This is a genomic window from Methylibium sp. T29-B, assembly GCF_000576225.1.
Classification (GTDB): Bacteria; Pseudomonadota; Gammaproteobacteria; order Burkholderiales; family Burkholderiaceae_C; genus Methylibium; species Methylibium petroleiphilum.
In genome coordinates, this window is the sequence record NZ_AZSN01000035.1 from 1 (window position 1) to 24,032 (window position 24,032).

Annotated in this window: 27 protein-coding genes, 1 tRNA gene and 6 pseudogenes; 23 read left to right on the top strand and 11 right to left on the bottom strand. The window is 66.4% G+C overall.

The features are described 5' to 3' along the window. The 4 genes and pseudogenes from tilS to Y694_RS27070 form a co-directional block, all read left to right on the top strand. On the top strand, positions 1-291 hold a 291-nt coding region (gene tilS, locus Y694_RS08045; RefSeq protein WP_036231488.1), incomplete at its 5' end, for a tRNA lysidine(34) synthetase TilS. 100 nt (positions 292-391) lie between these two features. Continuing rightward, entirely contained in the window at positions 392-1,672 is a 1,281-nt protein-coding gene (locus Y694_RS08050; RefSeq protein ID WP_036231489.1) for an aspartate kinase, read from the top strand. A gap of 13 nt (positions 1,673-1,685) precedes the next feature. Next, a tRNA-Ser gene (locus tag Y694_RS08055) sits at positions 1,686-1,779 on the top strand. Between the two features lie 129 nt (positions 1,780-1,908). Next, positions 1,909-2,097, top strand: a pseudogene (locus tag Y694_RS27070) (DUF6538 domain-containing protein); the annotation flags it as partial. Positions 2,098-2,287: 190 nt separating this feature from the next. Here Y694_RS27070 and Y694_RS24125 read toward each other — a convergent pair. Further along, positions 2,288-2,653 carry a hypothetical protein gene (locus tag Y694_RS24125; RefSeq protein WP_155935798.1) on the bottom strand — a complete coding sequence of 122 codons (366 nt, stop codon included), beginning with the start codon at positions 2,651-2,653 and terminating at the stop codon, positions 2,288-2,290. A gap of 358 nt (positions 2,654-3,011) precedes the next feature. Here Y694_RS24125 and Y694_RS27075 point away from each other — a divergent pair, with 358 nt between their 5' ends. Next, the gene (locus Y694_RS27075; protein ID WP_081771221.1) at positions 3,012-3,419 is read left to right on the top strand and encodes an abortive infection system antitoxin AbiGi family protein; all 408 of its coding nucleotides are present in this window, start codon (positions 3,012-3,014) and stop codon (positions 3,417-3,419) included. Beyond that, positions 3,347-3,823 carry a hypothetical protein gene (locus Y694_RS08070; protein WP_036231492.1) on the top strand — a complete coding sequence of 159 codons (477 nt, stop codon included), beginning with the start codon at positions 3,347-3,349 and terminating at the stop codon, positions 3,821-3,823. The genes Y694_RS27075 and Y694_RS08070 overlap by 73 nt, the downstream gene beginning before the upstream one ends. 549 nt (positions 3,824-4,372) lie before the next feature. Here the strand turns inward: Y694_RS08070 and Y694_RS27080 are convergent. The 4 genes and pseudogenes from Y694_RS27080 to Y694_RS08085 all read right to left on the bottom strand — a co-directional run. Further along, positions 4,373-4,498 (bottom strand): annotated as a pseudogene (locus Y694_RS27080) (PLP-dependent aminotransferase family protein); the annotation flags it as partial. Between the two features lie 199 nt (positions 4,499-4,697). Next, positions 4,698-4,922, bottom strand: coding sequence for a YciI family protein (locus Y694_RS24135; protein ID WP_155935799.1), 225 nt, complete (start codon positions 4,920-4,922; stop codon positions 4,698-4,700). 24 nt (positions 4,923-4,946) lie between these two features. After that, entirely contained in the window at positions 4,947-5,876 is a 930-nt protein-coding gene (locus Y694_RS08080; protein WP_036231494.1) for an alpha/beta hydrolase, read from the bottom strand. Positions 5,877-5,903: 27 nt separating this feature from the next. Beyond that, on the bottom strand, positions 5,904-6,656 hold the full coding sequence (locus tag Y694_RS08085) for an alpha/beta fold hydrolase (protein WP_036231495.1): 753 nt from the start codon (positions 6,654-6,656) through the stop codon (positions 5,904-5,906). A 153-nt stretch (positions 6,657-6,809) separates the two neighbouring features. On the opposite strand from Y694_RS08085, the gene Y694_RS23235 reads away from it, so the two are divergent. Together Y694_RS23235 and Y694_RS08090 are read left to right on the top strand one after the other, a co-directional pair. Beyond that, positions 6,810-7,337 carry a GntR family transcriptional regulator gene (locus Y694_RS23235; RefSeq protein ID WP_081771219.1) on the top strand — a complete coding sequence of 176 codons (528 nt, stop codon included), beginning with the start codon at positions 6,810-6,812 and terminating at the stop codon, positions 7,335-7,337. Positions 7,338-7,375: 38 nt separating this feature from the next. Continuing rightward, positions 7,376-8,269: a PLP-dependent aminotransferase family protein gene (locus Y694_RS08090; RefSeq protein WP_231497589.1), complete on the top strand. Its 894-nt coding sequence runs from the start codon at positions 7,376-7,378 to the stop codon at positions 8,267-8,269. 362 nt (positions 8,270-8,631) lie between these two features. On the opposite strand, the gene Y694_RS08095 is transcribed toward Y694_RS08090, so the two are convergent. Beyond that, on the bottom strand, positions 8,632-9,753 hold the full coding sequence (locus Y694_RS08095) for a YeeE/YedE family protein (RefSeq protein WP_036231496.1): 1,122 nt from the start codon (positions 9,751-9,753) through the stop codon (positions 8,632-8,634). A gap of 178 nt (positions 9,754-9,931) precedes the next feature. Here Y694_RS08095 and Y694_RS08100 point away from each other — a divergent pair, with 178 nt between their 5' ends. The 10 genes and pseudogenes from Y694_RS08100 to Y694_RS08145 all read left to right on the top strand — a co-directional run bounded on the left by Y694_RS08100 (position 9,932) and on the right by Y694_RS08145 (position 17,927). After that, entirely contained in the window at positions 9,932-10,258 is a 327-nt protein-coding gene (locus Y694_RS08100) for a metalloregulator ArsR/SmtB family transcription factor (RefSeq protein ID WP_011830027.1), read from the top strand. 39 nt (positions 10,259-10,297) lie between these two features. Then, positions 10,298-11,669: pseudogene (gene soxC, locus Y694_RS08105) on the top strand (sulfite dehydrogenase). Then, positions 11,653-12,726 (top strand): c-type cytochrome, encoded by a 1,074-nt coding sequence (locus tag Y694_RS08110; RefSeq protein ID WP_051495653.1) that lies wholly within the window; start codon positions 11,653-11,655, stop codon positions 12,724-12,726. Before soxC ends, Y694_RS08110 begins: the two are co-directional and overlap by 17 nt. Before the next feature lie 65 nt (positions 12,727-12,791). Continuing rightward, complete coding sequence (gene soxY, locus Y694_RS08115) at positions 12,792-13,259, top strand: thiosulfate oxidation carrier protein SoxY (RefSeq protein WP_036231508.1); 468 nt, start codon at positions 12,792-12,794, stop codon at positions 13,257-13,259. A 40-nt stretch (positions 13,260-13,299) separates the two neighbouring features. Next, on the top strand, positions 13,300-13,611 hold the full coding sequence (gene soxZ, locus Y694_RS08120) for a thiosulfate oxidation carrier complex protein SoxZ (RefSeq protein ID WP_011830023.1): 312 nt from the start codon (positions 13,300-13,302) through the stop codon (positions 13,609-13,611). Between the two features lie 79 nt (positions 13,612-13,690). Continuing rightward, positions 13,691-14,499, top strand: a pseudogene (gene soxA, locus Y694_RS08125) (sulfur oxidation c-type cytochrome SoxA). Between the two features lie 12 nt (positions 14,500-14,511). After that, on the top strand, positions 14,512-15,150 hold the full coding sequence (soxX, locus tag Y694_RS08130) for a sulfur oxidation c-type cytochrome SoxX (RefSeq protein ID WP_036231497.1): 639 nt from the start codon (positions 14,512-14,514) through the stop codon (positions 15,148-15,150). Between the two features lie 83 nt (positions 15,151-15,233). Next, positions 15,234-16,960, top strand: a pseudogene (soxB, locus tag Y694_RS08135) (thiosulfohydrolase SoxB). A gap of 30 nt (positions 16,961-16,990) precedes the next feature. Then, positions 16,991-17,404, top strand: a complete 414-nt coding sequence (locus Y694_RS08140; RefSeq protein ID WP_036231498.1) for a DsrE family protein — start codon at positions 16,991-16,993, stop codon at positions 17,402-17,404. A 16-nt stretch (positions 17,405-17,420) separates the two neighbouring features. After that, on the top strand, positions 17,421-17,927 hold the full coding sequence (locus Y694_RS08145; RefSeq protein ID WP_051495654.1) for a heme-binding protein: 507 nt from the start codon (positions 17,421-17,423) through the stop codon (positions 17,925-17,927). On the opposite strand, the gene Y694_RS08150 is transcribed toward Y694_RS08145, so the two are convergent. Beyond that, on the bottom strand, positions 17,924-19,204 hold the full coding sequence (locus tag Y694_RS08150) for an NAD(P)/FAD-dependent oxidoreductase (RefSeq protein WP_036231499.1): 1,281 nt from the start codon (positions 19,202-19,204) through the stop codon (positions 17,924-17,926). The two genes, Y694_RS08145 and Y694_RS08150, sit on opposite strands and share 4 nt — an antisense overlap. Before the next feature lie 10 nt (positions 19,205-19,214). Next, complete coding sequence (locus Y694_RS08155) at positions 19,215-19,547, bottom strand: c-type cytochrome (protein ID WP_036231500.1); 333 nt, start codon at positions 19,545-19,547, stop codon at positions 19,215-19,217. Positions 19,548-19,823: 276 nt separating this feature from the next. Between Y694_RS08155 and Y694_RS08160 the strand changes: the two genes are divergently transcribed. The 4 genes from Y694_RS08160 to Y694_RS08175 all read left to right on the top strand — a co-directional run bounded on the left by Y694_RS08160 (position 19,824) and on the right by Y694_RS08175 (position 22,050). Beyond that, on the top strand, positions 19,824-20,687 hold the full coding sequence (locus Y694_RS08160; protein ID WP_011830015.1) for an MBL fold metallo-hydrolase: 864 nt from the start codon (positions 19,824-19,826) through the stop codon (positions 20,685-20,687). After that, a complete protein-coding gene (locus tag Y694_RS08165; RefSeq protein ID WP_011830014.1) occupies positions 20,680-21,228 on the top strand; it encodes a TlpA disulfide reductase family protein in 549 nt (182 codons plus the stop codon). The genes Y694_RS08160 and Y694_RS08165 overlap by 8 nt, the downstream gene beginning before the upstream one ends. Positions 21,229-21,272: 44 nt before the next feature. After that, the gene (locus Y694_RS08170; RefSeq protein WP_041930131.1) at positions 21,273-21,599 is read left to right on the top strand and encodes a hypothetical protein; all 327 of its coding nucleotides are present in this window, start codon (positions 21,273-21,275) and stop codon (positions 21,597-21,599) included. 94 nt (positions 21,600-21,693) lie between these two features. Then, complete coding sequence (locus Y694_RS08175) at positions 21,694-22,050, top strand: helix-turn-helix transcriptional regulator (RefSeq protein WP_011830012.1); 357 nt, start codon at positions 21,694-21,696, stop codon at positions 22,048-22,050. 85 nt (positions 22,051-22,135) lie between these two features. On the opposite strand, the gene Y694_RS08180 is transcribed toward Y694_RS08175, so the two are convergent. Further along, on the bottom strand, positions 22,136-23,407 hold the full coding sequence (locus Y694_RS08180; RefSeq protein WP_051495655.1) for an ATP-binding protein: 1,272 nt from the start codon (positions 23,405-23,407) through the stop codon (positions 22,136-22,138). Beyond that, entirely contained in the window at positions 23,404-23,655 is a 252-nt protein-coding gene (locus tag Y694_RS26715; RefSeq protein ID WP_310732219.1) for a winged helix-turn-helix domain-containing protein, read from the bottom strand. The genes Y694_RS08180 and Y694_RS26715 overlap by 4 nt, the downstream gene beginning before the upstream one ends. Here Y694_RS26715 and Y694_RS26480 point away from each other — a divergent pair. After that, positions 23,641-23,775: a hypothetical protein gene (locus Y694_RS26480; protein WP_255343777.1), complete on the top strand. Its 135-nt coding sequence runs from the start codon at positions 23,641-23,643 to the stop codon at positions 23,773-23,775. The genes Y694_RS26715 and Y694_RS26480 overlap by 15 nt on opposite strands. A gap of 23 nt (positions 23,776-23,798) precedes the next feature. Here the strand turns inward: Y694_RS26480 and Y694_RS27085 are convergent. Further along, positions 23,799-24,020 (bottom strand): annotated as a pseudogene (locus Y694_RS27085) (cytochrome C); the annotation flags it as partial. Positions 24,021-24,032 lie beyond the last annotated feature (12 nt).

The following is a 24,032-nucleotide window of genomic DNA, read 5'->3' on the forward strand; positions in this document are numbered from 1 at the left end:
GCCGAGCGGGTGCGCGCCGGCGGCGTGCCGGCGGCGCAGCTGGCGGTGCTGAGCCTGCAGCCGCGACGTGGCGGCGAGCAGTTCCAGGGGGAAGCCGGTCGGCCGGCGCGAAGCCTCAAGAAGCAGTACCAGGCCGCCGCCGTCCCGGCCTGGGCGCGTGGCGGTCCGCTGCTGTACGGCGGTGATGGGCGGTTGCTGTTCGTGCCCGGCCTGGGGGTTGACGCCCGGGCGATGGCCGCGCCCGGCGAGCCGCAGCTCGCGCTGCGCTGGGAACCGCTGCCGACGGGCTGAGCGGTCCGGAGCACCCGGGAATGCCGCGCCGGCCGGCTAAAATGCCGGGCTCGCGGCGCCGGGCACCCCGCCCAACCGACTTCCCGCCGCGGCTTTTCTCATGGCACTGATCGTTCACAAGTACGGCGGCACGTCGATGGGCTCGACCGAGCGCATCCGCAATGTCGCCAAGCGCGTCGCCAAATGGGCGCGCGCCGGCCACCAGATGGTGGTCGTGCCCTCCGCGATGAGCGGCGAGACCAACCGGCTGCTCGGCCTCGCGAAGGAGCTGTCGCCCGCATCGCACACGCCGCAGCTGGCGCGCGAGCTCGACATGATCGCCGCCACCGGCGAGCAGGTCTCGGTCGGCCTGCTGGCCATCGCGCTGCAGGCCGAAGGCCTGCAGGCCGTCAGCTACACCGGCTGGCAGGTGCCGGTCCGCACCGACAGCGCCTACACCAAGGCGCGCATCGAGAGCATCGACGACGTGCGTGTGCGCGCCGACCTGGCCGCTGGCAAGGTGGTGGTCATCACCGGCTTCCAGGGCATCGACGGCGACGGCCACATCACCACGCTGGGCCGTGGCGGCTCGGACACCTCGGCGGTGGCGGTCGCGGCGGCGATGAAGGCCGCCGAGTGCCTGATCTACACCGACGTCGACGGCGTCTACACCACCGACCCGCGCGTCGTGCCCGAAGCCCGGCGCCTGTCGGCGATCAGCTTCGAGGAAATGCTGGAGATGGCCAGCCTGGGCTCCAAGGTGCTGCAGATCCGCTCGGTCGAGTTCGCCGGCAAGTACCGCGTGCCGCTGCGCGTGCTGTCGAGCTTCACGCCCTGGGACATCCCGCTCGACGAGGAAGCGAAGTCCGGCACCCTGATCACCTTTGAGGAAGACGAGAACATGGAACAAGCTGTCGTGTCGGGCATCGCCTTCAACCGCGACGAGGCGAAGATCACCGTGATGGGCGTACCCGACAAGCCGGGCATCGCGTTCCAGATCCTCGGCCCGGTGGCCGAGGCCAACATCGACATCGACGTGATCATCCAGAACGTCTCGCACGACGGCAAGACCGACTTCTCCTTCACCGTGCACCGCAACGACTACGCGCGCACGATGGAACTGCTGAAGGGCACCGTGCAGCCGGTCATCAACGCGGCCCAGGTGCTGGGCGACCCGAAGATCTGCAAGGTCAGCATCGTCGGCATCGGCATGCGCAGCCACGTGGGCGTGGCCAGCCGCATGTTCCGCGTGCTGTCGGAGGAGGGCATCAACATCCAGATGATCTCCACCTCCGAGATCAAGACCAGCGTCGTGATCGACGAGAAGTACATGGAGCTCGCGGTGCGCGCGCTGCACAAGGCCTTCGACCTCGACGCGCCGGCCGCCGTGCCTGCGGCATAATCCATCCCGTGCTGGAGTCGTGACCGAGAGGCCGAAGGTGCTCCCCTGCTAAGGGAGTATGTGAGCTAAAACTTGCATCGAGGGTTCGAATCCCTCCGACTCCGCCAACAGAATTTGGCCGGTTTCCCAAGTGACTGATTCACAAGGGAAACCGCACCAAACCTCACTGTCCGGCCTATCCCCATCGTTCTGAGTGTGATCCCGAGGTGTGACCCCCGGGGCCGATAATCAGGGCGATGACGGTGAGAGACCAGACCAATTTGGTGACGCGAGACCGCGTCTACTACTTCCGCAAGAAGGTTCCCAGCGACTTGGTCGCGCACTATGGCAAGGCGTCCATTGGCCTGAGCCTGCGGCAGTTCCCCGACAAGACCGACGCGAAGAGGGAAGCGCGTCGCCTCGCGGACCACTACGAAGCGGAGTTCGCGGTACTGCGCGGACAGCTCACCGCCCCTCTCCGGCCTCTGACTGCCGACCTCGTGCCCAAGCTGGCCGCAGCCCTGGAGGCGCATGTCCTGCGCGCTGACGATGCCGCGAGGGTGGACGGCTCGATGAGGCAGCCTTCGCCGAAATGGCCGAAGCAACAGCCGACGAATTGCAGGCCTGCCGCGCTGCCTATGGAGGTGGGCCAAACCAGATTTCTCTCGAAACTCCCTCCGCGTCGATCCACGACCCTTCCAGATTGGGTCCGACCTCACGAAGGCTGCCCCGCGTCGTCTGGATCCATTTCTCTTCCTCTTCGTTCAAGGTGGGAGGCAGAAACAGTTCACCATTTTGCGCGCTCCGAAACCACAGCTTCGGCTTGAGCTGCATTTCGCCTTCAGCCTCTGTGACTTCGGCTAAGACTGCGGAGCGATCCTCTGGGGTCTTTCCCCACCAATGAACCATCAGTTCGTCCGGCCGATCTGAATCTCGACAAAGCATTGCCTCGGCTTTGTCCCCGTCGGCGCCTGTATCGACTATTCCGAAAAGCTGTAGCAAGGCGGTCTCCTCCCCGAGCGCTGGGCGATCAACTTGCCGCGGACCTCGGTTCGCATCATACTGTGTATTCATCCAGTATCAATCCAGCTTCGCAATGGACACCCTAACCGCATCCGAGTGGCTGCAACGCTGCGCAGACCGCCTGCGGCGCCAGTGGCCAACCATCCCCACAGCAGACCTTGAAGACACAGCAAAAGAGCTTCAGGCCGACCGCCGGCTCCGACAGATGAGCCCCGAGGCAGCCGCCGTCGAGTGGCTGCGCCAGGGCGTGCTTCGTACGGAATGACTGGCCGTATTGGACGACGTGGGCAGGCTTTGTCGCGAGAAGGCGCGGCTGGTCCTCCCGTAGAGTTGTTGCATGCACTCTCCGTACACCACCGATGTCCTAGCCCACTTCGTAGGGCGTGCATCGCCGAACGATCACAACGAGAACTTCAGGAAGCTGGCATTGGTCCTTGAGTCGGGCCAGGTTTCGTATGCGCCGCACACCAAGGAGGCCGACAAGGTCAGCCATGTGATCGACCCGAGCAAGCGGCTCGACACGGAGGAGTTGATCGTGCCCACGGTGACGTGCTTTGCCGACATTCCCGATAGCTCTCTGGGAGTGCACGTGTCGAAGTACGGCCGCTTCGGCGTTGGCTTCCGCCGTGACTTCGTCATCAGGGCCGGCGCGCGTCCCGTCACCTACGTGCCATGTTCTCCGACGAGTGGCAGTATGCGCTCAACGGACGCGGGTTGCTGCAGGACATGCGCGCGATCTACCTAGGTTTCCGAAACCACTATGAGGCAAGGATTCCGCCCGATGGCATGCCTGTCGCAAGGACCTTGGGACGGCAGCCGTCCAACGAAGACGAAGCCCTGCGTGCGGTTAGGTCCCTACTGGAGAAAGACTTCCTTGCATTCGTCAAACCATTCAACTCCGAGTTGGCCGCATCGGACCCGGACAACTTCTACATGGAGCGCGAATGGCGGAAGTACGCGTACCTCCACTTCGAACTTTCCGATGTGGCGCGCGTGTGGGCGGCACCCGGCTACGGACAGTTGATTACTTCCCGATTCCCGGAACTGGCTGACCGAGTCTTTGAATTGGGGCGAAACGGCCTAACGATCATTAGTCGTCTGCGACGCCTGCACTGGATCCTCGTTGCCAAAATGCTCGCAGCCTCGTGATGAGTAGTCTTGGCCCATGTGTACCGCGGGGTCTCGTCCTGCGCTCGGCAGCCCTGTCGGAGCCCCGGATGTCTGGCCAAAAAATGTCCGGGGGTATTGGATTAGCGAGTCCTGCCCACTTCCCCCCGTATCCCCCTCGATTTGCCGAGTGCCCGCAGCGCGCTCCCCACGCTCCCGTCTTGGCAACGCTCCCCGAACAGCACTAGTGCTCGCCGCTCAGGCATGGGAGCAGAAGGTACAACTTGGTGAGCAGGCTCGAGCGGAGGCCGCAAAGCTCACTGCGCCCGCACCACAAGTGACCGTTCGGCACTCGCAGCAGTCACAGCAGTCACAGCAGTCGAATCAATCGCAGTGCAGCAGCCTTGCCGCTCGGGCCGCGCAACTCGATGCCATGGCGCGGCAACCGCAGCCAGGGGCCACACAGGACAGGATTACAGCGGAGAAGCGGACTGTGAGAGATCAGTAGTACCGGCTGCGGTGCTGAAGGGCCTTCTGTGGGCAGTCGTTAATGAGATACGGCAGGGGGCATCCCAACCAGCAGACCACGCGCCGCAGCGCGATGTAGAAGGTCGTCGACTCGACCACCACCGCATCACCCGGCCGTGTCACGGCGTTGAGGAAGAGGTTCAGCGCCTCCATCGCACCGTGGATCGGCACGATCTCGTCGGTGGCCAAGTTCGATCGCCAGCACGCCGGCATCATCGACGGCGTCGTCGCGCACGCAGCGTCCGGCGTCGTCGAGCACGACGGCCCTCATGGCTTGAAGCGGCAAGCGCTCTCGGTGAGCCCCTTGGCCTCGAGGGTCTCCAGGCTGGTCAGATCCTGGCGATCGGCCCGATCGCCGCGACCCATTCGTGGATCTGAGTTGCGACGATCACGCCTTCGGTCGTGAATGGATCGGCGTCCAGGTAGCCCTGATCTGTTCGCGATCACTCGCGCGGAAGATGATCAATGCGCCCGAGCCGTCACGCCAGGCTCCCCCTTCAACAATTGCGCCTCCCGCTGCCAGGCTTTTGATGTACTGCATGTGGCTGTCTTTGTGGCGAGCGACCTTCTCCGCATCGGCGGTGTAGGTCCAGAGAACGGCATAGGTGTTCATTCAGGAGGCCTGTGGGTGTGTGGGTTACTTCAACTGCTTGGAAACGAACTGCACGATCGCCTGCTGCAATTCGGCGCCGCGAGGAACCGCGCCGGACATCCAGAAGACGCCGTGGATCAGGCCGTCGAACCTGCGGACCGTCACAGGAACCCCCGCCTTGGCCAGCGCCTTGCCGTAGGCCTCGCCTTCGTCGCGCGCGGGGTCGAATTCGGCGGTCATCACCAGTGCAGGGGGCAGGCCGGTCAGGTCCTTGGCCATGATGGGCGATGCGTACGGGTTGACCGCGTCCGCATCGCTCGCCAGGTACTGCTTCCAGAACCACGCGACACCCGCCGACGTCAGCAGATACCCCTCTTCATTGGCTTTGCGGGAGGCGAAGTCGCCATCGCGCTGGATCACGGGATAGGTCAGGATCTGAGCCTTGATGGCCGGCCCCTTGCGATCACGCGCCATCATCGACACGACCGCCGCGAGATTGGCGCCGGCGCTGTCGCCCATGACGCCCAGACGGCTCGCATCACCGCCGTAGGTCGCGGCGTTGGCGCTGGCCCATTGGACTGCGGCGTACGCGTCGTCCGTCGCCGCGGGGAACCGGGCTTCCGGTGAAAGTCGGTAGCTCGCGGCAATGACCACGGCGCCGCAACGGTTCGCGATCGCCCGGCAGGGTTCGTCCACCACCGCGAGACTCCCACCGACCCAGCCGCCCCCGTGGAAGTACACGAGAACCGGCATAGGTGTCGGACCAGCGGGAACGAAGATCCGGTACTGGAGCTCACCTGCAGGCCCCTTCACCGTCAGATCGTGGACTTGCTTCACCTCCTCTGGCGGAGCCTGCAGGCCCACGAACGTCTCGATCGCGCCGCGCGCCTCGGCGATGGTCATCTGTTCGAACGACTTGAGGCCCTGCGCCTTGAGGGCATCCAGCAGTCCTTGTGCGTGTGCATCAACTGGCATTCGTACGTCTCCTTGAGTCAGTGAAGGTCAGCGTGCTGACGTGGCCAGCGCCGCTTCCCATAAGCCGACGGTCGAGGCGGGTTGCTCGACCATGGGGTAGTGACCTGCCTTGGCGATGCAACGCAAGTTGTGCCGGGGCAGCGCGGCGATCGTTGAGGACAGGTAAGCCGGCGTGACGAACGGGTCGTCTTCTCCGTACAGCAACTCGACGGGGCCGTCGTAGTTCTTCAACTCGGTCAGAAAATTGGCAGAGGTCCAGTTCGCGAGGTACGCGTCCCAGACGACTTGGTTCATCGTGGCGCGGTTGCGCACTGAAAGGTTGCGCAGGTCGACCGGTGCAATGCCCGGCGAGAGCGCCTTGACGATGCGTGTCGCCGGGTCAGCCCATGCGCTTTGGAAGTGGGCATAGGCATCTGCGTCGAGTGGCGTCCCTCCGGGCGACGCTGGGGTGACCGCGACCACCGAGCGGACGCGCTGGGGCGCCATCGTCGCGACCCGCATGGCCGTGGCGCCGCCCATCGAATGACCCACGACCGAAAACGAACTCCACCCGAGGCTATCGGCCGCCGCAAGCGCGGCAGCGGCCATATCGTCCAGGCTTGCAGCCGGCGCTTGGCGTCGATTCACTCCATAGCCCGGGAAATCGAAGTACGCGTAGCAGAACTGCGCCTGGTCGGTCAAAGCGCGGCTCGCCAGCCATACCCCGCTGTCGAGTGCCCATCCGTGAAGAACGAGCACACGATGCAGGCCAGAACCTTCGACCGCAGCAAGCTGATTCATACGCTCTCCATTGCACCAATCGGCAAACCAAGGGTGAGCGTCTTGGTGATCCACTTCGCTCGAAGTGGATTGAATGAAGCCGCTCAATTCCGCTATATTGGATCTGGATGGCGGCGACGGAAATGGCCAATCGCCTGATAGTGGATCAAGCATATGCAAATCGATCGCCGCGTGAGCAGTCAAGGCTTTGCCAGGCATCTGGGCCAATGGCGCCAAGGGATTCGTGGAAACCTCGCCTCGACGCTGGCGGAGCAAACGCGGCTGATGGTCCTGGACGGCCGACTTCCCGTGATGACCCGCCTACCTAGCGAACGTTCGCTGGCAGCGGAGCTGGCCATCAGCAGAACCACCGTAGCGGCCGCGTATGACCTTCTGAGGCAGTGCGGATTCCTGCAAAGCCAACAAGGCTCCGGGACATGGATTGCACTGCCTGAGGACGTGGACTCCAAAGCGACTGCGCCTTGGCTTCCAGGTGCAGCAAGAAGTGAGCTGGATCTTTCCCATGCCGCTCTGAGCGCGCCCGTGGAGGTGTTCCATTCCGCGATGGCCGAGGCCACCAGCCAGCTTTCAATTCACCTGCGCGGACACGGCTACAACCTGCTCGGGTTGCCCAAGCTGAGGGAGGTCGTCGCCGCACGGTTCTCGGCACGAGGCCTTCCCACCCATGCAGGCAGGTGTTGATAACGAGTGGCGCCCAACAGGCGCTCAGCCTCGCCATCATGGCTTTCGCGGACCACGGGTCAAAGGTCATTGTTGAGCACCCGACTTACCCCAATGCCCTCGACGCCATCCGTCAGCGGGGCGCCCGTCCGGTTCCGGTGCCCTTCAACGAAGGGAAGTGGGACCTCGACCTGATCGCGTCCACCATGCGAGATTCCGGAGCGCAACTGGGCTATTTCGTTCCGGACTTTCACAACCCGACCGGCCTCTGCATGTCTCCCGCGGACCGCAAGCAGCTTGTCCTTGCAGCACATCGAACGCGGACGCCCCTGATCATCGACGAGACACTTGTTGAACTCGGCATCGAACACGACGCACCGGAACCGACGGGCGTCTACGGCTCCGACGAAGCGACGCCCATCGTGACGATTGGATCGGCGAGCAAGATCTTTTGGGGCGGAATACGCGTCGGGTGGCTGCGCGCCCCGGCTGCCGTCATTCGCAAGGTGGCGGGTCTTCGTCCTCCGCTCGACATGTCGAGTCCGATCCTCGAGCAGCTGATCGTCGCCTCACTGTTCCCCCGGTTGCACGAAGTGGTCGCGCATCGCCGACAAGTGCTTCGCACCGCGCGCGACGAGATGGTCTCTCAGCTGAACAACCACATTCCTGAATGGCGTCCGACGAGGGCGCTCGGCGGACTTAGCCTTTGGGTCGATCTACAAGAGCGAATCTCGTCGCGCTTCGTCAGTGCGGCAGGCCACGCAGGAGTCCTTCTTTCAGCTGGCCCGAGGTTTGGAATAGACGATGCATTCGAGCGTTTCGTTCGCTTGCCCTTCACCGTGCCGACGGAGACGAGCAATGAAGCGATTCGTCGACTGGCCGAAGTTTGGCGTGCGATGCATTCGCAATCGCCGGCAGGAGATGTTCGCCGAGGCCCCAGGCTTCCGATCTAAGGACTGTCTGAAAGACCTTGCCGTTTGGGCGCATCGGAGCTGCACTCAGGCTGGCATGCCGTGATCCGGCCCTGACTGTCCTGTTGAGCGGGTTGGGCGGCCTGCGGGATGTGAGTTTGGCCCCTTTGATGACCCTGCGCCGCATCGCTGGCGCTCTCACCCCTGGGCCTCGAGCACTTGCCGCCGAGCCATCCGCAGATTGCTCAGCGCGACAGCATCGTCATCTGCGCAGTGTTCTTGGCCAGACACCGGGCGGGATCGGGGGAATCGTCGGGGAGTGGCGCACTCGATGGCATCGAAACGACGTACTTACTGGCGTTACAACGAACGTAGCGAACCCTCCGACCCGCCGGGCGAGGCGATCAGCCGGCGGCAGCGTCGGCCCGTCGGACCTGCGCCTTCAGCGCGAGCAGCGCGCCGGCAGCGATCCCGGTCACGGCCAGCACCGCGCCGGCCGACAGCATGGCCAGCCCGGTCACGCCCTGTCCTACGGAGCAGCCCATCGCGGTCACCCCGCCGACGCCCATCAGCACGCCACCCAGCAGGTGGTCCCGCAACTCGGCGGCGTTGCTGAAGGACTCCAGCCGGAACTCGCCGCGCGCGCGCGCCGACAGGTGGCTGCCGAGCAGGACCCCCGCGGTCAGCATGACGCCGAAGCTCAGCCGTGCGTTCTTGTCCGTCCAGTAGGTGAGCAGGTCCAGCCCATGCGCGATCGGAGCGATGAAGGTCAGCGCCTCTGGCCGTCGCGATTGCGTTCCCTGCCAGGCGGGCTCCAGCGTGTCCGGGTGCTCGGGCAGGAAACCGATGAGCCCGGTGAGCAGCCACGCGGCGGGAACCAGCAGCCCGATCACCACGCCCGCGCTCCAGTCCAGCAGCGTCAGGTCGGCCCGGCGCCGCCACAGCCACGCGGCGGCCAGGGTCACCAGCAGCAGCAGCACGCCGGTGCGCAGCGCGCCGGCCGAGGCGGGCACCCAGGCGGCCAGCAGCGAACCCAGATCCTGCGGGCCGGACAACTGCAGGCCCCAGGCGTCCACGGTCCTCACGCGGCCCTCGGCGAACACGCCGCGCAGCGTCATCTGCGCGGTCACCGCCGCGACCAGCAATGTCACGATGGCTCGCAGGTTGCCGGTTCCCGCCTTGACTAGGCTGCGTTGCGGACACCCGGCCGCGAGCACCATGCCGTACCCGAACAACAGCCCGCCGGCGAGGTAGGACGACCAGAGGAAGCGGTCGCTCCAGGCGATCGTGCGTTCGGGCTGGAACGACGTGAGGCCGATGACCGCCTGGGAACCGAGAGCGGCCACCACGACCACCAGCACCCACACCATCATCCGCGAGCGCCCGCCGTAGATGAACCAGTCGGCGATCGCGCCGCGCACGCAGAAGCGTGAGGCCTGTCCGGCCGCGCCGAGTACCAGCCCGATGAGCAGGGCTCCCCACACCACGAAGTGGGTCGCTGTGTCCGGGGCGAGGGGCAGGTTCATGGCGAAGGGGCGGAAGCAGGGAGGAGCGCTGGAGGGCGACGGGCGGACATTGTGACCGCAGCGCGTCCGCGCCGCCTTGTCGGGCCGGGGCGGCATGGCGCGTGGCCGGTCTCCGCGTAAGTCCGGATGGATGCGGTCCTGTCGATCTATATATTTGTTGTTGCAGATATTCAAATAAATGCATACGAATCTTCCGTCCCATGCAACCGATGCCGCGCAGGTGTTCGAGAGGGCGGCCGAGCTGTTCGGCCTGCTGTCGTCGCCGCTGCGGCTGCGCATCGTCGGTGAGCTGTGTCGCGGCGAGCTCAATGTGGGGCAGCTGCAGGAACGCATCGGGGCGACGCAATCCAACATGTCGCAGCACCTGTCGGTGCTGTACCGCGCCGGCGTCGTCGCGAGGCGTCGCGACGGGGCCCAGGTGCACTACCGCATCAGCCACACCGGCGTGTCGGCCATCTGTCGCGAGGTCTGTATCGACATCGCGATCCGGGATGGCCTGGACTGATCCGCAACGCAGGCCCTGCCGCATCCGCAAGGAGACAACGTGATTCGAGACCCGAACGGCTCCGGTCGCCTGCTCAAGGCGCCCGAGAATTTCCTGGACCGCGAAGGCATTCGCCGCGTGTTCGCCGAGGCCAAGGCCGGGCGCCGTGACTTCATCCGCGGTGCGTTCGCCGCCGCGGCCGCGGGCTTGGCGACGCCATTGGCGACCTCGCAGTCCAACCCGGTGGCCGGCGACGGCGATCCGAACATCCTCACGTTGCCGGCGCACAGCCGAGGTCTGGGCCAGCCGGTCGCCACCGACGGCTACGGCAGGCCCTCGAGGTTCGAGGCCAACGTGCAGCGCCGCCGGAGCCCGGGACTCACGCAGACGGCGCAGGCCTCGGTGTCGTTCGCGCCGCTGCAGAGCCTGTTCGGCATCGTCACGCCGAGCGGCCTCCATTTCGAGCGCCACCACCAGCTGGTGGGACATCGACCCGTCCAAGCACCGGCTGATGGTCAACGGCTCGGACGAGAAGATGCTGCGCAAGCCGATGGTCTTCACGCTCGACGAGATCATGCGGCTGCCATCGGTGAGCCGGTTCCACTTCATCGAATGCGGCGCCAACACCGGTATGGAGTGGGGCAACGTCGCGGTGCCGACCTGCCAGTACAGCCACGGAATGATCTCGTGCAGCGAGTTCACCGGCGTGCCGTTGAAGATCCTGCTCGACCTGTGCGGTGCCGACTGGAAGCGCGGCCGCTTCGTGCTGGCCGAAGGCGCCGACGGATCGTCGATGACGCGCACCATCCCCCGCTCGCTGATCGACAGCGGCGAGGTGCTGGTGGCGTATGGGCAGAACGGCGAGATGCTGCGACCGGAGAATGGCTACCCGCTGCGCCTGGTGGTGCCTGGCGTCCAGGGCGTGAGCTGGGTCAAGTACCTGCGGCGCATCGAGCTCGGAGACCAGCCCTACGGCGCGAAGGACGAGGTGATCCACTACATCGACCTCATGCCCGGCGGCCTGCACCGGCAGTACAGCTCGCTCCAGGAGGTCAAGAGCGTGGTCACGACGCCCTCGGGTGGCCAGGTGCTGCTCGACAAGGGCTACTACAACGTGTCGGGCCTCGCGTGGTCGGGGCGGGGCAAGGTGAAGAAGGTCGATGTCTCGGTCGACGGCGGGCGCAACTGGCGTCAGGCGCGACTCGAGGGCATGGCGATGAGCAAGTGCTTGACGCGCTTCAACATCGACTGGACCTGGGACGGCAAGCCGGCGCTGGTGATGAGCCGCGCCACCGACGAGACCGGCCACGTGCAGTCGAACTATTCGCAGCTGCGGGCGGTGCGCGGCTCGCGCTCGATCTATCACAACAACGCCATCCAGACCTGGCTGGTGGAAGAGAGCGGCGAGGTGCGCAATGTCCAGCTGGCGTGAACTCGCGGTGCTCGCCGCACTGACGGTCAGCGGCGCCTCGCTGGCGCAGGGGACGGTCTATGACGGCATCGGGCGCCCCGCCACGGCCGGGGAGATCGCCGCCTGGGACATCGACGTGCGGCCGGACTTCAAGGGACTGCCCAAGGGATCGGGTTCGGTCGCCAGGGGCCAGGGGGTCTGGGAGAGCAAGTGCGCGTCCTGCCACGGCATCTTCGGCGAATCCGGCGAGGTGTTCAATCCGCTGGTCGGCGGCACCACCCAGGCCGATGTCGAGGCCGGTCGCGTCGCGCGCCTGACCGACTCGAGCTTCCCCGGCCGCACCACGTTGATGAAGGCGGCCCACCTGTCGACGCTGTGGGACTACATCAACCGGGCCATGCCCTGGGACAACCCGAAGTCGCTGGCGACCGAGGAGGTCTACGCCGTCACTGCCTACTTGCTGAACCTCGGCGGCGTGGTGCCCGACGACTTCGTGCTCTCGGACCGCAATGCCGCCGAAGTCCAGCAGCGGATGCCCAATCGCAAGGGCCTGACCACGCAGCACGGGCTGTGGCCCGGCCCCGAGTTCGGCGGCACCGGCAAACCCGACGTGCAGGGGTCCGGCTGCATGCGCAACTGCGGTGGCGAACCGCGGCTGGCCTCCTCGCTGCCCGAGTTCGCGCGCGATGCGCATGGCAATCTTGCCGACCAGAACCGGACCGTCGGCGCGCAGCGCGGCGCGGACACGACGCGGCCCGATGCCGCCGCGAAGTCGGCGCCTGTGCAGGCGCGCGCGGCCGCGAACGGCACCGGCAACGCCGCGTTCGCGCTGACCAGTTCGAACGCCTGCACGGCGTGCCATTCGCTCGACAGCAAGGGCCTGGGCCCGTCCTTCCGGCAGATTGCCCAGAAGTACGCCGGACGCGCCGACGGGGTCGACTACCTGACCGGCAAGATCCGGAACGGCGGCGGCGGTGTGTGGGGCGGTGCCATGGCGATGCCGCCGCAGGCGCTGCCCGAGGCCGATGCCCGGACGATCGCCACCTGCTCGCCGCCGGGGCCCCAAGTAATTCCCTAAGGATGGCACGTACCGAACTGCCGTCCCGTATTTATTAGCATCGGCTGAACAATAGGAGATCGATGATGAACACCCGCAGAGAGATGCTCCGGCACGGCGCCGCGGTGGCCACGCTGCTGATGAGCGCCGGCCTGCTGCCGACCACCGTGCGCGCGCAGGCCGCCGGCTACAACGCCGGCGCGTTCGAGAGCAAGACGATGGCCGACCTGATGAAGACGTTGGGCGCGTCCGCGCCGACCGAGAGCAAGGACGTGACCATCACCGGGCCCGATATCGCCGAGAACGGCGCCGTCGTACCGCTCGGTGCGGCCACCGCACTGCCTGGCGTCAAGAACCTGCTGCTGCTGGTCGAGAAGAACCCGAGCATCATGACCTCGATGTTCGAGCTCACCGACGCCGTCGAGGCCTCGGTCAGCACCCGCGTCAAGATGGGCCAGTCGTCGAATGTCTTCGCGGTCGCGATGATGAACGACGGTCGGGTGCTGTACGCGCAGAAGGAAGTGAAGGTCACGCTCGGCGGCTGCGGCGGCTGAAGCGGACGGCGCGATCCCCCGACGATTTGAGGAGCATCCCATGGCAGACCCGATGAAGATCCGCGCCCAGGTGGCCGGCAACAACGCGACCGTGCGCGTGCTGATGGCGCACGAGATGGAGACCGGCTTGCGCAAGGACGCGGCCGGCAAGGCGATCCCGGCCTGGCACATCCAGACCGTCAGCGCCCAGCACAATGGCAAGCCGGTGATGAAGGCCCAGTGGGGGCCGGCCGTCTCCAAGAACCCGTTCCTGCAGTTCACCGTCAAGGGCGCGAAGGCGGGCGACAAGATCTCGATCACCTGGGTCGACAACAAGGGCGACACCCGGACCGACGAGGCGGTTGTTTCCTGAGCGCGGCGCGGCGCCGGGAATGGCGGGTGTCCCGGTCACAAGACGAAGCGCCGAGGGCGCTGAACGAGGAGACAGACCGATGAAGGCATGGAACAAGCGTGCGCTGCTCGGCGCAGCGGCGCTGGTGGTGTCCGGCACCGCGTGGTCGCAGGCCAAGAGCACGGCCGACGGCATCGCCGAGTACCGCAAGATGCTGGAGGACGGCAACCCGGCCGATCTGTTCGAGGCCAAGGGCGAGAACCTGTGGAAGCAGAAGCGCGGCCCGAAGAACGCCTCGCTCGAGCAGTGCGATCTCGGCAAGGGGCCCGGCGTCGTCCAGGGCGCCTGGTCGAACTGCCGCGCTGGTTCGCCGACACGGGGCGCGTGCAGGACCTCGAATCGCGGCTGCTGACCTGCATGGAGACACTGCAGGGACTCAACGCGGCGGAGATCGCCAAGACCCCGTTCGGCCGCGGCGAGCAGGCCAACATGGAGGCTCTCGCGGCTTATGTCTCGGCAGCCTCGCGCGGCCTGCGGATGAACCTGCCGCAGACGCACCGCGAAGAGAAGGTGATGTACGAGCTCGGCAAGCGAGCCTTCTTCTTCCGCGGCGGGCCGATGGATTTCTCCTGCGCCTCCTGCCATGGCGAGGCGGGCAAGCGGATCCGGCTGCAGGATCTGCCGGTGCTGACCCGCAATCCCGGCGACGGCGTGGGCTTCGCTGCCTGGCCCGCTTACCGGGTGTCCAGCGGCGAGCTGTGGAGCATGCAGCGCCGCCTGAACGACTGCTACCGCCAGCAACGTTTCCCGTTCCCGGGCTTTGCCTCCGACGTGACGATCGCGCTCGGTGTCTTCATGGGCGTCAACGCCAAGGGCGCCGAATCGATCGCGCCGTCGATCAAGCGCTGAAGCGAGGACTGCATGAACGCCAAGATCACTCTCGCCGTGGCCGCGCTGGCCGTCGCCGGCTGCGCCGCGTTGCAACCCCTGCCTTCATCACAGGAGCTCGATGCCCAGGCCGCGGCCATGATGAAGGCCTCGTTCCGCGACCAGGGCATCGCCAAGGTCGATCGACTGAACCAGGACCTGGGACAGAAGGCCTGCTCGTCCGACCACCCGCCCGACGACAGGGCGGCGGCGCAGATCCGGGACGCCGCGCTCGCCTCGGTCAAGTGGCCAGCTTCCGGACAGTACCTCGGAGACTGGAAGGAGGGCGAAAAGATCGCCCAGAACGGGCGGGGCGGCACCTGGACCGATGCGGCAGGCAGCGTCAACGGCGGTGGCTGCTACAACTGCCACCAGATCGGCAAGGCCGAGCTGTCGTTCGGCACCATCGGCCCGAGCCTGTACCAGTACGGCAAGCTGCGCGGCGTCACCGACCCCGTCGACCCCAAGAGCGCGGCGATCGTGCAGTACACCTGGGCCAAGCTGTGGAACAGCAAGGCCTACGAGGCCTGCTCGAACATGCCGCGCTTCGGCCATGCCGGTGTGCTGGACGAGACCCAGATCCGCCATCTGATGGCGTTGCTGCTCGACCCGAAGTCACCGGTCAACCAGTGACCGACCGCGGTTGCCTGGCCCGCCTGATCGATGCACGAGACGGCGGGCCTTTTCGTCTGCAGCATATAAGTAATCACTGAATCATGAGCCTGTCCAAGCGAGAGTTCCTGCAGGTGCTGGGCGCGGCGTCGGCTGCGGGCCTGGGCCTGGCACAGTACGCCGACGCCGACGCCGCCACGGCAGAGCGGGGGCTCTACGAGGTGCCGCGTTTCGGCAACGTGTCGTTGCTGCACATGACCGACTGTCATGCGCAATTGCTGCCCATCCACTTCCGCGAGCCGAGCGTCAACCTCGGCGTGGGTGCGATGAGCGGCCAGTTGCCGCACCGGGTCGGCGAGCACCTGCTCGAGGCCGTCGGGGTGCGGCCCGGCACGTTGCTCGCGCATGCCTATACCTTTCTGGATTTCGAGAAGGCTGCGCGCCGCTACGGCAAGGTGGGCGGCTTCGCGCACATGGCGACGCTGGTCAAGCGCCTGAAGGCCAGTCGCCCCGGCGCGCTGCTGCTCGATGGCGGCGACACCTGGCAGGGCTCGGCCACGTCGCTGTGGACGAACGGTCAGGACATGGTGGACGCCTGCAAGCTGCTGGGGGTCGACGTGATGACCGGGCACTGGGAGTTCACTTACGGCCAGAAGCGTGTGCAGCAGATCGTCGACGAGGACTTCAAGGGTCGGATCGATTTCGTGGCGCAGAACGTCAGGACGACCGATTTCGGCGACGAGGTGTTCAAGCCTACACGCTGCGCGATGTCAACGGCGTGAAGCTGGCGATCGTGGGGCAGGCCTTTCCCTACACGCCCATCGCCAACCCGCGCTACATGGTGGCGGACTGGAGCTTCGGGATCCAGGACGACAACCTGCAGAAGGTCGTCGACGCGGCGCGGGCTGCCGGAGCGCAGGTGGTGGTGGTGCTGTCGCACAACGGCATGGACGTCGATCTGAAGATGGCGGGCCGCGTGCGTGGCATCGACGCCATCCTCGGCGGCCACACGCACGATGGCATTCCGGTGCCGGTGGTTGTTGCCAACCCGGGGGGCAAGACTCTGGTGACCAATGCCGGCTCGAACACCAAGTTCCTCGGCGTGCTCGATCTCGACGTGAAGGGCGGCAAGGTCGCCGACTACCGCTACAAGCTGCTGCCGGTGTTCTCGAACCAGTTGCCGGCCGACCCTCAGATGCAGTCGCTGATCGACAGGGTCCGTGCGCCCTACAAGGACAAGCTTGCCGAGAAACTGGCCATCACCGATGGGCTGCTCTACCGGCGCGGCAACTTCAACGGCAGCTGGGATCAGCTGCTGTGCGATGCGTTGATGGAGGTGCAGGGCGCGGAGATCGCCTTCTCGCCGGGCTTTCGATGGGGCACGAGCCTGCTGCCCGGTGATGTGATCACGCGCGAACTCATGATGGACCAGGTGGCGACCACCTACTCCTATGCAACCGTGACCGAGATGACCGGCGAGACGATCAAGACCATCCTCGAGGATGTCGCCGACAACCTGTTCAACCCCGACCCCTACTACCAGCAGGGCGGTGACATGGTTCGCGTGGGGGGCCTTGCCTACGCGATCGCACCCGGCGAATCGATGGGCAAGCGCATCCAGGACCTGCGCCTCGCAGGCCGACCGATCGAGGCGGACAAGCGCTACCGGGTGGCGGGCTGGGCCCCCGTCGCCGAAGAGGCCCGCAGCGCCGGCAACAAGATGGTGTGGGACGTGGTCGAATCCTGGCTCCAGGCGAAGGGCCGCGTCACGCCGCGCAGGCTCAATGCGCCTCGACTGATCGGCGTGGACGGCAATGCCGGCGCGGCTTGACGCCGAGGTCGGCGCATCGGGGAGACACACATGAAGATCCGACGGTGGCTCATGGCCGCACTGCTGCTGACCGTGGTCGCGACGTCCCATGCACAGGACAAGGTCGCGTACCACGTCAACGAAGCCCAGACGCAGGCGCTCGCCACCCTGCGGAACATTCGCAACCATCTCGACACCGACCCCAGCGCGCAGATCACGGTGGTGACTCACGCGAACGGCGTCGACTTCCTGATGGAGGGCGCCAAGGACCCGAATGGCGGCGAGTACGCGGCCACCGTCTCGGCGCTGGTCAGCCGCGGCGTGAAGTTCGAGATCTGCGAGATCACGCTGAAGAACCGCAACCTGAAGAAGGAACAGTTCATCCAGGAGGCGACGTTCACTCCCTCGGGCGTCGTCCGGCTCACCAAGATGCAGTTGCAGGGCTATGCGTACATCAAGCCCTGATGCGGGAGGCGCACCGATGAGCAAGGCAGAACGTTTCGCGGTGCTGGCCGCACTGTGGATGTCGGTGGGAGCCGCTCCGGCGCAAACTGCCGAAGGGACCTTCATCACCAGGTCGCTGACGCCCGAGACTGCGCTGACCGCGGCGCGCGCTGCGCTCGAGCATTGCCGAAAGGCGGGCTACCAGGTCGGCGTGGCAGTGGTCGACCGCGCCGGGTTGCCGCAGGTGTTCTTGCGCGATCGTCATGCGGGCGCGCACACCGTCGAGTTGGCCATCGGCAAGGCCTGGACGGCAGCGAGCTTTCGCATCCCCACGGCCACGCTGGGGACCGAAACGCAGGCCGGCAAGGAGATGAGCGGCATTCGCACCGCGCCGCGGGTCGTGGCGGTCGGCGGTGGTCAGGCCATCGAATCGGCGGGTTCGGTCGTCGGTGCGATCGCCGTGTCCGGCGCGCCGGGCGGCGCTGCGGACGACGCCTGCGCGAAGGCCGGCATCCAGGCCATCGCCGAGGGGCTGGAGTTCTAGCCCAGCGTGTCGGCCCAGATGTTGCGCGCCCAGGCCATGGCAAAGCCGGCTTCGGCTTCGTTGCGAGCGGCCGAGACGCCGCCGGAACCGGCCACGGTCTTGAAGGTCTTCTCGGCCGCGACGTATTCGTGCACGCTGGCGACGTGGATCACGTGCTTCTCGTCGACGAAGCTGTAGCAGGTGTTGGTCAGCATCGGACGCGGATTGATCTCGAGGTCCATCAGTTGCGCCACGATCGCAGCGGCGGCCACCTTGCCATGCGAGTTGGCCATGTGGCCGCTCTTGGGCATCAGCGGCGCGACCTGGATCGAGTCACCCAGCACGTGGATGTGCTTCGCCGCCGTGGATTCGAAGGTCTGGTAGTCCACCTGACACCAGCGTGCGTTGGCATTGGCTAGGCCGGTCTGCACGGCGATCGCGCCGGCGCGCATCGGCGGCAGCACATTGAGCACGTCAGCCTTCACATCGTCCTGCACATCGAACTTGATCGTGCCGGTCCGCGGATCGACCCCCACCGCCTTGTGCTGCGGCCGGTACTCCACCATGCCGGGATAAAGCTCGGCCCAGGCCTTCTTGAAGAGAGCGGCCTTGGAGACGACATCCTGGTTGGCGTCGAGGATCAGGACCTTCGAGCGGGGCTTCGCGCGCTTGAAATAGGCCGCGACCACACTGGCCCTCTCGTAGGGCCCGGGGGGGCAACGGAAAGGCGCCTCGGGGATCGCGATGGCGTACACGCCGCCGTCGGGCAGCGCTTCGAGCTGCCGGCGCAGCGCCAGGGTCTCGGGCCCGGCCTTCCAGGCCTGCAGGATCTGGCCGCTGGCCTGTGCCTCGCGCAGCCCCTGGACGCCGTCGAACATCAGTTCGATGCCCGGGGAGAGCACCAGCTTGTCGTAGCGGATCGTGGCGCCGGATGCGAGCGTCACGGTCCGGGCTGTGGCATCGATCCCCGATGCCGTGTCCCGCACGATGCGCACCCCGTGGCGTGTGGCCAGCGCGTCGTAGGACGTCGTCAGGTCCCCCAACGTCTGCGTGCCGCCCACCACGAGATTGGAGATCGGGCAGGAGACGAAGCTGGCCTGGGGTTCGATCAGGACCACGTCGATGCGCTGGTCGGAGAGCAGGCGCACGTACTTCGCTGCGGTCGCACCGCCGTAGCCCCCGCCGATGACGACGACCTTCGCGCTGCCGGGCACGCCGCCGCTCGGGGTGGCGCAGCCCCCCAGGGCGAGCAGCCCGCCGCCGGCGAGGCCGGCCTGGATCAGTTGACGACGCTTCATGGGAGGCCTTTCAGTTCTGGGCCGCAAAGTACGCGGCGAGCTGCTCGACCTGCTCGGGCGTGTAGCCCTTGGCGAGCTGGTGCATCACGGTGGCCGCGCGCTTGCCTTCACGGAAGGCGGTCATCTGGGCCACGATGTAGTCCTTGCCCAGCCCGCGCAATGGGATGCTGCCGGCGCCATCGACGGCGCGACCGTCGGTGCCGTGGCAGTTTGCGCAGGTGGCCGCGAGCGCCTTCAGGTGGAGGGCCTGCGACGCACTCTGCGCCTGGGCGCTGCCGGCGACGACGAGCCCCACGGCGAGGCACATGCGCAGTGCCGGCAGGGGCGGGAGGATTCTTGGCATGCAGGCTCCTGGTGTCTGTGGTGGAAGACGCTTCGACGCACTGTGCTCACCCCGGTAGAAACGATGAGCGTCGTCGCTGGCGGTAAGGTTGGCAGCTCTTAATATTCGTAAATGCTAATTTACGGTTGCTTGTGGCGACTGCACCATCAGGGTCTGCCCGCACCCCGAGGCCTCGGAGGCCGATGGCTGTCTGCGTCGCGCCGCATCGCGGCGGCGCTCGGCCTGTGTGCACTGCTGCCGGGCGCGCATGCGCAGGCAAACGATGTGACCGTGGCGATGCAAGCCGAGCAGGTGGCACCGCACAGCTATTTCGTGCAGGGCGAGACGGCCCTCGGGTCGGCCTCGAACCAGAACTTCATCTCGAACGCCGGCTTCGTGGTGACCGACAGTTCGGTCGTGGTCATCGATGCGCTCGGCTCGCCACCGCTCGCCGAGCGCCTGCTGCAGGAGATCCGCCGCATCACGGACAAGCCGGTGAGTCATGTGCTGGTGACCCACTATCACGCCGACCACGTGTACGGGCTGCAGGCGTTCAAGAGGGCCGGCGCGACCGTCGTGGCGCAGCGGCGTTCCCTCGAGTACCTGAACTCCGACACCGCGCGACAGCGGCTGGAGGCCAGCCGTCAGACGCTCTTTCCGTGGGTGGACGAAGCGACGCGGCTCGTGCCGGCCGACGTCTGGCTCGATGGCGACACCGATCTGAAGGTCGGTGGATTCGAGTTCCAGTTGCGCGCCGTCGGGCCGGCACACACGCCCGAGGACATGGTGGTTCACGTACCCCGCGAGCTCGTGCTGTTCGCCGGCGATACGGTGTTCCGAGGTCGCATCCCCTTCGTGGGCCAGGCGGACAGCCGGCGCTGGATCGCGTCGCTCGACGGCTTGCTGCGCTTCGACATCCGGGTCATGGTGCCGGGACACGGCCCGCCATCACGCCAACCCGCGGAGGACATCCGCCTGACGCACGATTACCTGCTCTACCTGCGACAGACCATGGGTGACGCGGCCCGCAACCTGGAGCCTTTCGAGGACGCTTATCGGAAGGCCGATTGGTCTCGGTTCGAGGGGTTGCCGCTGTTCGGCGCGGCGAACCGCATGAACGCCTACAACACCTATCTGCAGATGGAGCAGGAGCGTGACTGAACTGCCGTGGTCACGCCGCGCGATCCTGGCCGCGGCGGCCGGAGGTCTGCTGCCGATGCCGGCCGCGGCGCAACAACCGGGCGCGTCGCCGGCCATCGACTGGCCGACGATCGCCCTGGTGGATGGAACGGTCCTTCAACCGGCCGACTGGAATGACACCGCGGCCGTTGTCGTGTTCTGGTCGACGACCTGCCCGTTCTGCCGACGTCACAACGAACACGTCGAGAAGCTCCACCGTGCCAGCGCCGGTCGGCGGCTGCGGGTGCTCGGTGTCGCCGTCGACCGCGATGCCGGCGTCGTGCGCCGCTATCTGGCCGACCGCGGCTACGGCTTTCCGGTCTCGATGAGCGCCCAGCGGCTCCGGCCGCTCTTCACGTCCCGCAACGTCATTCCGATGACGTGCGCGGTCGGTCGGTCGGGACGGTTGTTGCAGTCGATACCCGGAGAAATGTTCGAGGAGGACGTCCTGGACCTGCTCCGGCTGGCGGATCGACCGGACAGGACGGCGGGCATGCAGGACACTTCGCGATGCGCCACCTGATTCCCGGTCCGGCCCGGACCGGCACGTTCTCCAAGGAGTCTTCCATGGTCTCCACCGTCCGCCGGATCTGCGCCTCGATCGCCTGCCTGGCGGGGGCGGGCGCCGGTGCCCAGGGTCTCGATATCTTCAAGGACGCCGACCTCGCGATGGGCCAGCGGCTGATGACGGAGCACAAATGCCAGCAATGCCACGCCACGAAGTTCGGCGGGGACGGGTCCGCGGTGTTCCGACCCGGTGAACGCATCACCACGCCCGGGCTGCTGCGTGGCATGGTCGAGCAGTGCAACACCGAGCTGGGTCTCGGCCTGTTCCCCGAGGAGGTCACCGCGATCGCAGCCGTGCTGCAGCGGGATCACTACCGCTTCAAGTGAGGGGTGGTGGGCCATGATTTGATGTATGCGCAAGTAGTGCAGGAAGCGCAGAATCCGCTACGATGGCAATCGAACGAAACCCGAAGGAATCCCGGTGAGCCAGGAAGAGTCAGAGGCCGTCTTCTCCTCGGCGGCGGACCTGTTCTCCATTTTGTCGACGCCGATCCGCCTGAGGCTGATCAGCGCGCTGTGCCATGGCGAAAAGAACGTCTCGCAGCTGCTTGCGGAGATCGACACCACGCAGCCCAACATGTCGCAGCACCTCTCCACGCTGTACCGCGCCGGTATCCTGGGGAAGCGGCGTGAGGGCACCCAGATCTTCTACAACCTGAAGAGCCAGCGTGCGGCCACCCTGTGTCGAGCGGTCTGCAACCAGATCGCGACTGAGATCGACGGCGATGCCAGCATCCCCGTGTCCGATCGGCTGATGCCGACGCTCAGGCAGGGTTGAGCGGCCGGCGGCACGTTGATTCCGGCAGCCAATGTGCTTGGCGGCGGGTGAGGGCGAGCGAGCCTTCCGGTAGCGTTAACAGGCTCTAGCCCAGACTCATCTCCACCGCGAAGCCCGACGCGGCCGGGACCAACCGAAGTCGCCCGCCATGTGCACGCGCCACCATGTCGGACAGCATCAACCCGAGCCCCATGTTGCCGTCGTAATCCTGCACGTCCAGGGCGGCCTGGATGCGTTGGCGATCCGGTTCGGCAAGACCGCTGCCGTCGTCCTTCAGCCGGATGAGCGTGGCGTGATCGTCGTGCTGCAGGGAGATGACGACGCTGGTCGCCCCGTGGCGCAACGCGTTGTCCAGCAAGTTCATGAACGCCGCCGCCAACAAGTCCGGATCGGCCTTCACACGCGCCGTGCCGCGTGTCACGACGGCCAGGCTGCCGAACGGCAGTTCGCTCACCAACTGGTCCACGTCCACAGGTTGGCGGTTCACTTCACCACCACTGCGGAACATCGTGAGCAATGCCGTGACGACCCGGCGCAAGCGGTCGGCCGACTCGCGGGCTCGTTTCAGGTAGGTCTGCTCGATGGGCAGCGCGTGTCGCTGCGCGACGGCCAGATTGGCGACCATCGCCGCCAGCGGAGTCCGCAGGGCATGTGCTGCGTGGGCCGCGAATGCGCGCTCGTTGGCGACCTGCCGGGCGAGGCGACTGCTCAGGCCGGTGATCGCCCGGTGCACGGGCGCGAGTTCGCTGCGCGCGGGACCGATCAGCGCCTGTCCCGGCAGCATGGGATCGAACTGCGCGATGGCCTTCGACATCCGTTCGATCGGCTCGAGCTCTCTTGTCACGCGCAACCGGAGCCACAGCGAACCGAGCAGCCCGATGGCGAGAGCCGTGCCCATCGGGTACTTGATCGCATCGAAGCGTGCCTCATGGCGTTCGGCCGCCCGCTGAGCGACATGCAACTTGCGGCCTTCGGCGTCCAGCGGCAGCGTGAACACGCGCCACGCCCGGCCCTGGTCCGAAAAGCCAAGCGTGGCCGCCGGGCCCAGGGCGGCGTCCGGCGCACGATGCGAACGCAGCATCACCCGACCGCTGGCATCGACGACCTGCCAGACCATCTGTTCGTCGTGCGGTGGCGCCGGCATGGCTCTTTCTCCGGTCGTCGGGAGCAACGTCGCATTCGACACGAGGAGGCCCATCAGGATCTCGGCCGACTCCTGCAGGGTGTTGTCGAGCAACTCGTCGACCTCGTGCCGGACCACCCACCCCACGGCGGCCGACACGGCAACGCCCCAGGCCAGCGAAACACCGATCAGCGCCGCCGAGAGTCGGCCACGAATCGAGGGCAGAGCGCTCATGCGGAGATCCGGTAGCCCATGCCGCGTACGGTCTCGATCAGGCCACGCCCCAGCTTGCGTCGGATGCCGGACACATGCACTTCCAGCATGTTGCTTGACACCTCGCCCTCCAGGCCCAGGACCAGTGCCTCCAGATCGCCCTTCGAGACCAGCCGGCCGGCGCGCAGCGCCAGCGCCTCGACGAACGCCCATTCACGCGCCGTCAGGTGGCACTTGTCGCAGGCCGTCTTCTCGTGAGCGCCGCGCAGGAGGTAATCGGACTGGCGGTGATCGAAGCGCTTCGGGTCGAACTCGACGATCTGCGCGCCGCGCCCCTTGTGATCGGTGTGGCAGCTGTTGCAGGCCTGAGGCTTGAGCCGGCGTGGTAGCCGGTCTTGCCGCGCACGTCCTGGCCGATGTCCTTATGGCAGTCCATGCACTGCCCGTCCTGTGCCTTGCGGTTGAACTTGACGTGGCACGTCGCACACTCGTGCTCCCACTTGGCGTGGCCCTGGATGACCGGGCCCGGCTGGAGAACGGACTCGATGCCCTGTGCCGGCGACAGGCCGGGGAGCAGAGCGCAGCACGCAAGGCCCGCCCGGATGGCCCTTGTCCATGCTGACCATGCGTTCATCCGGCCGCAGCA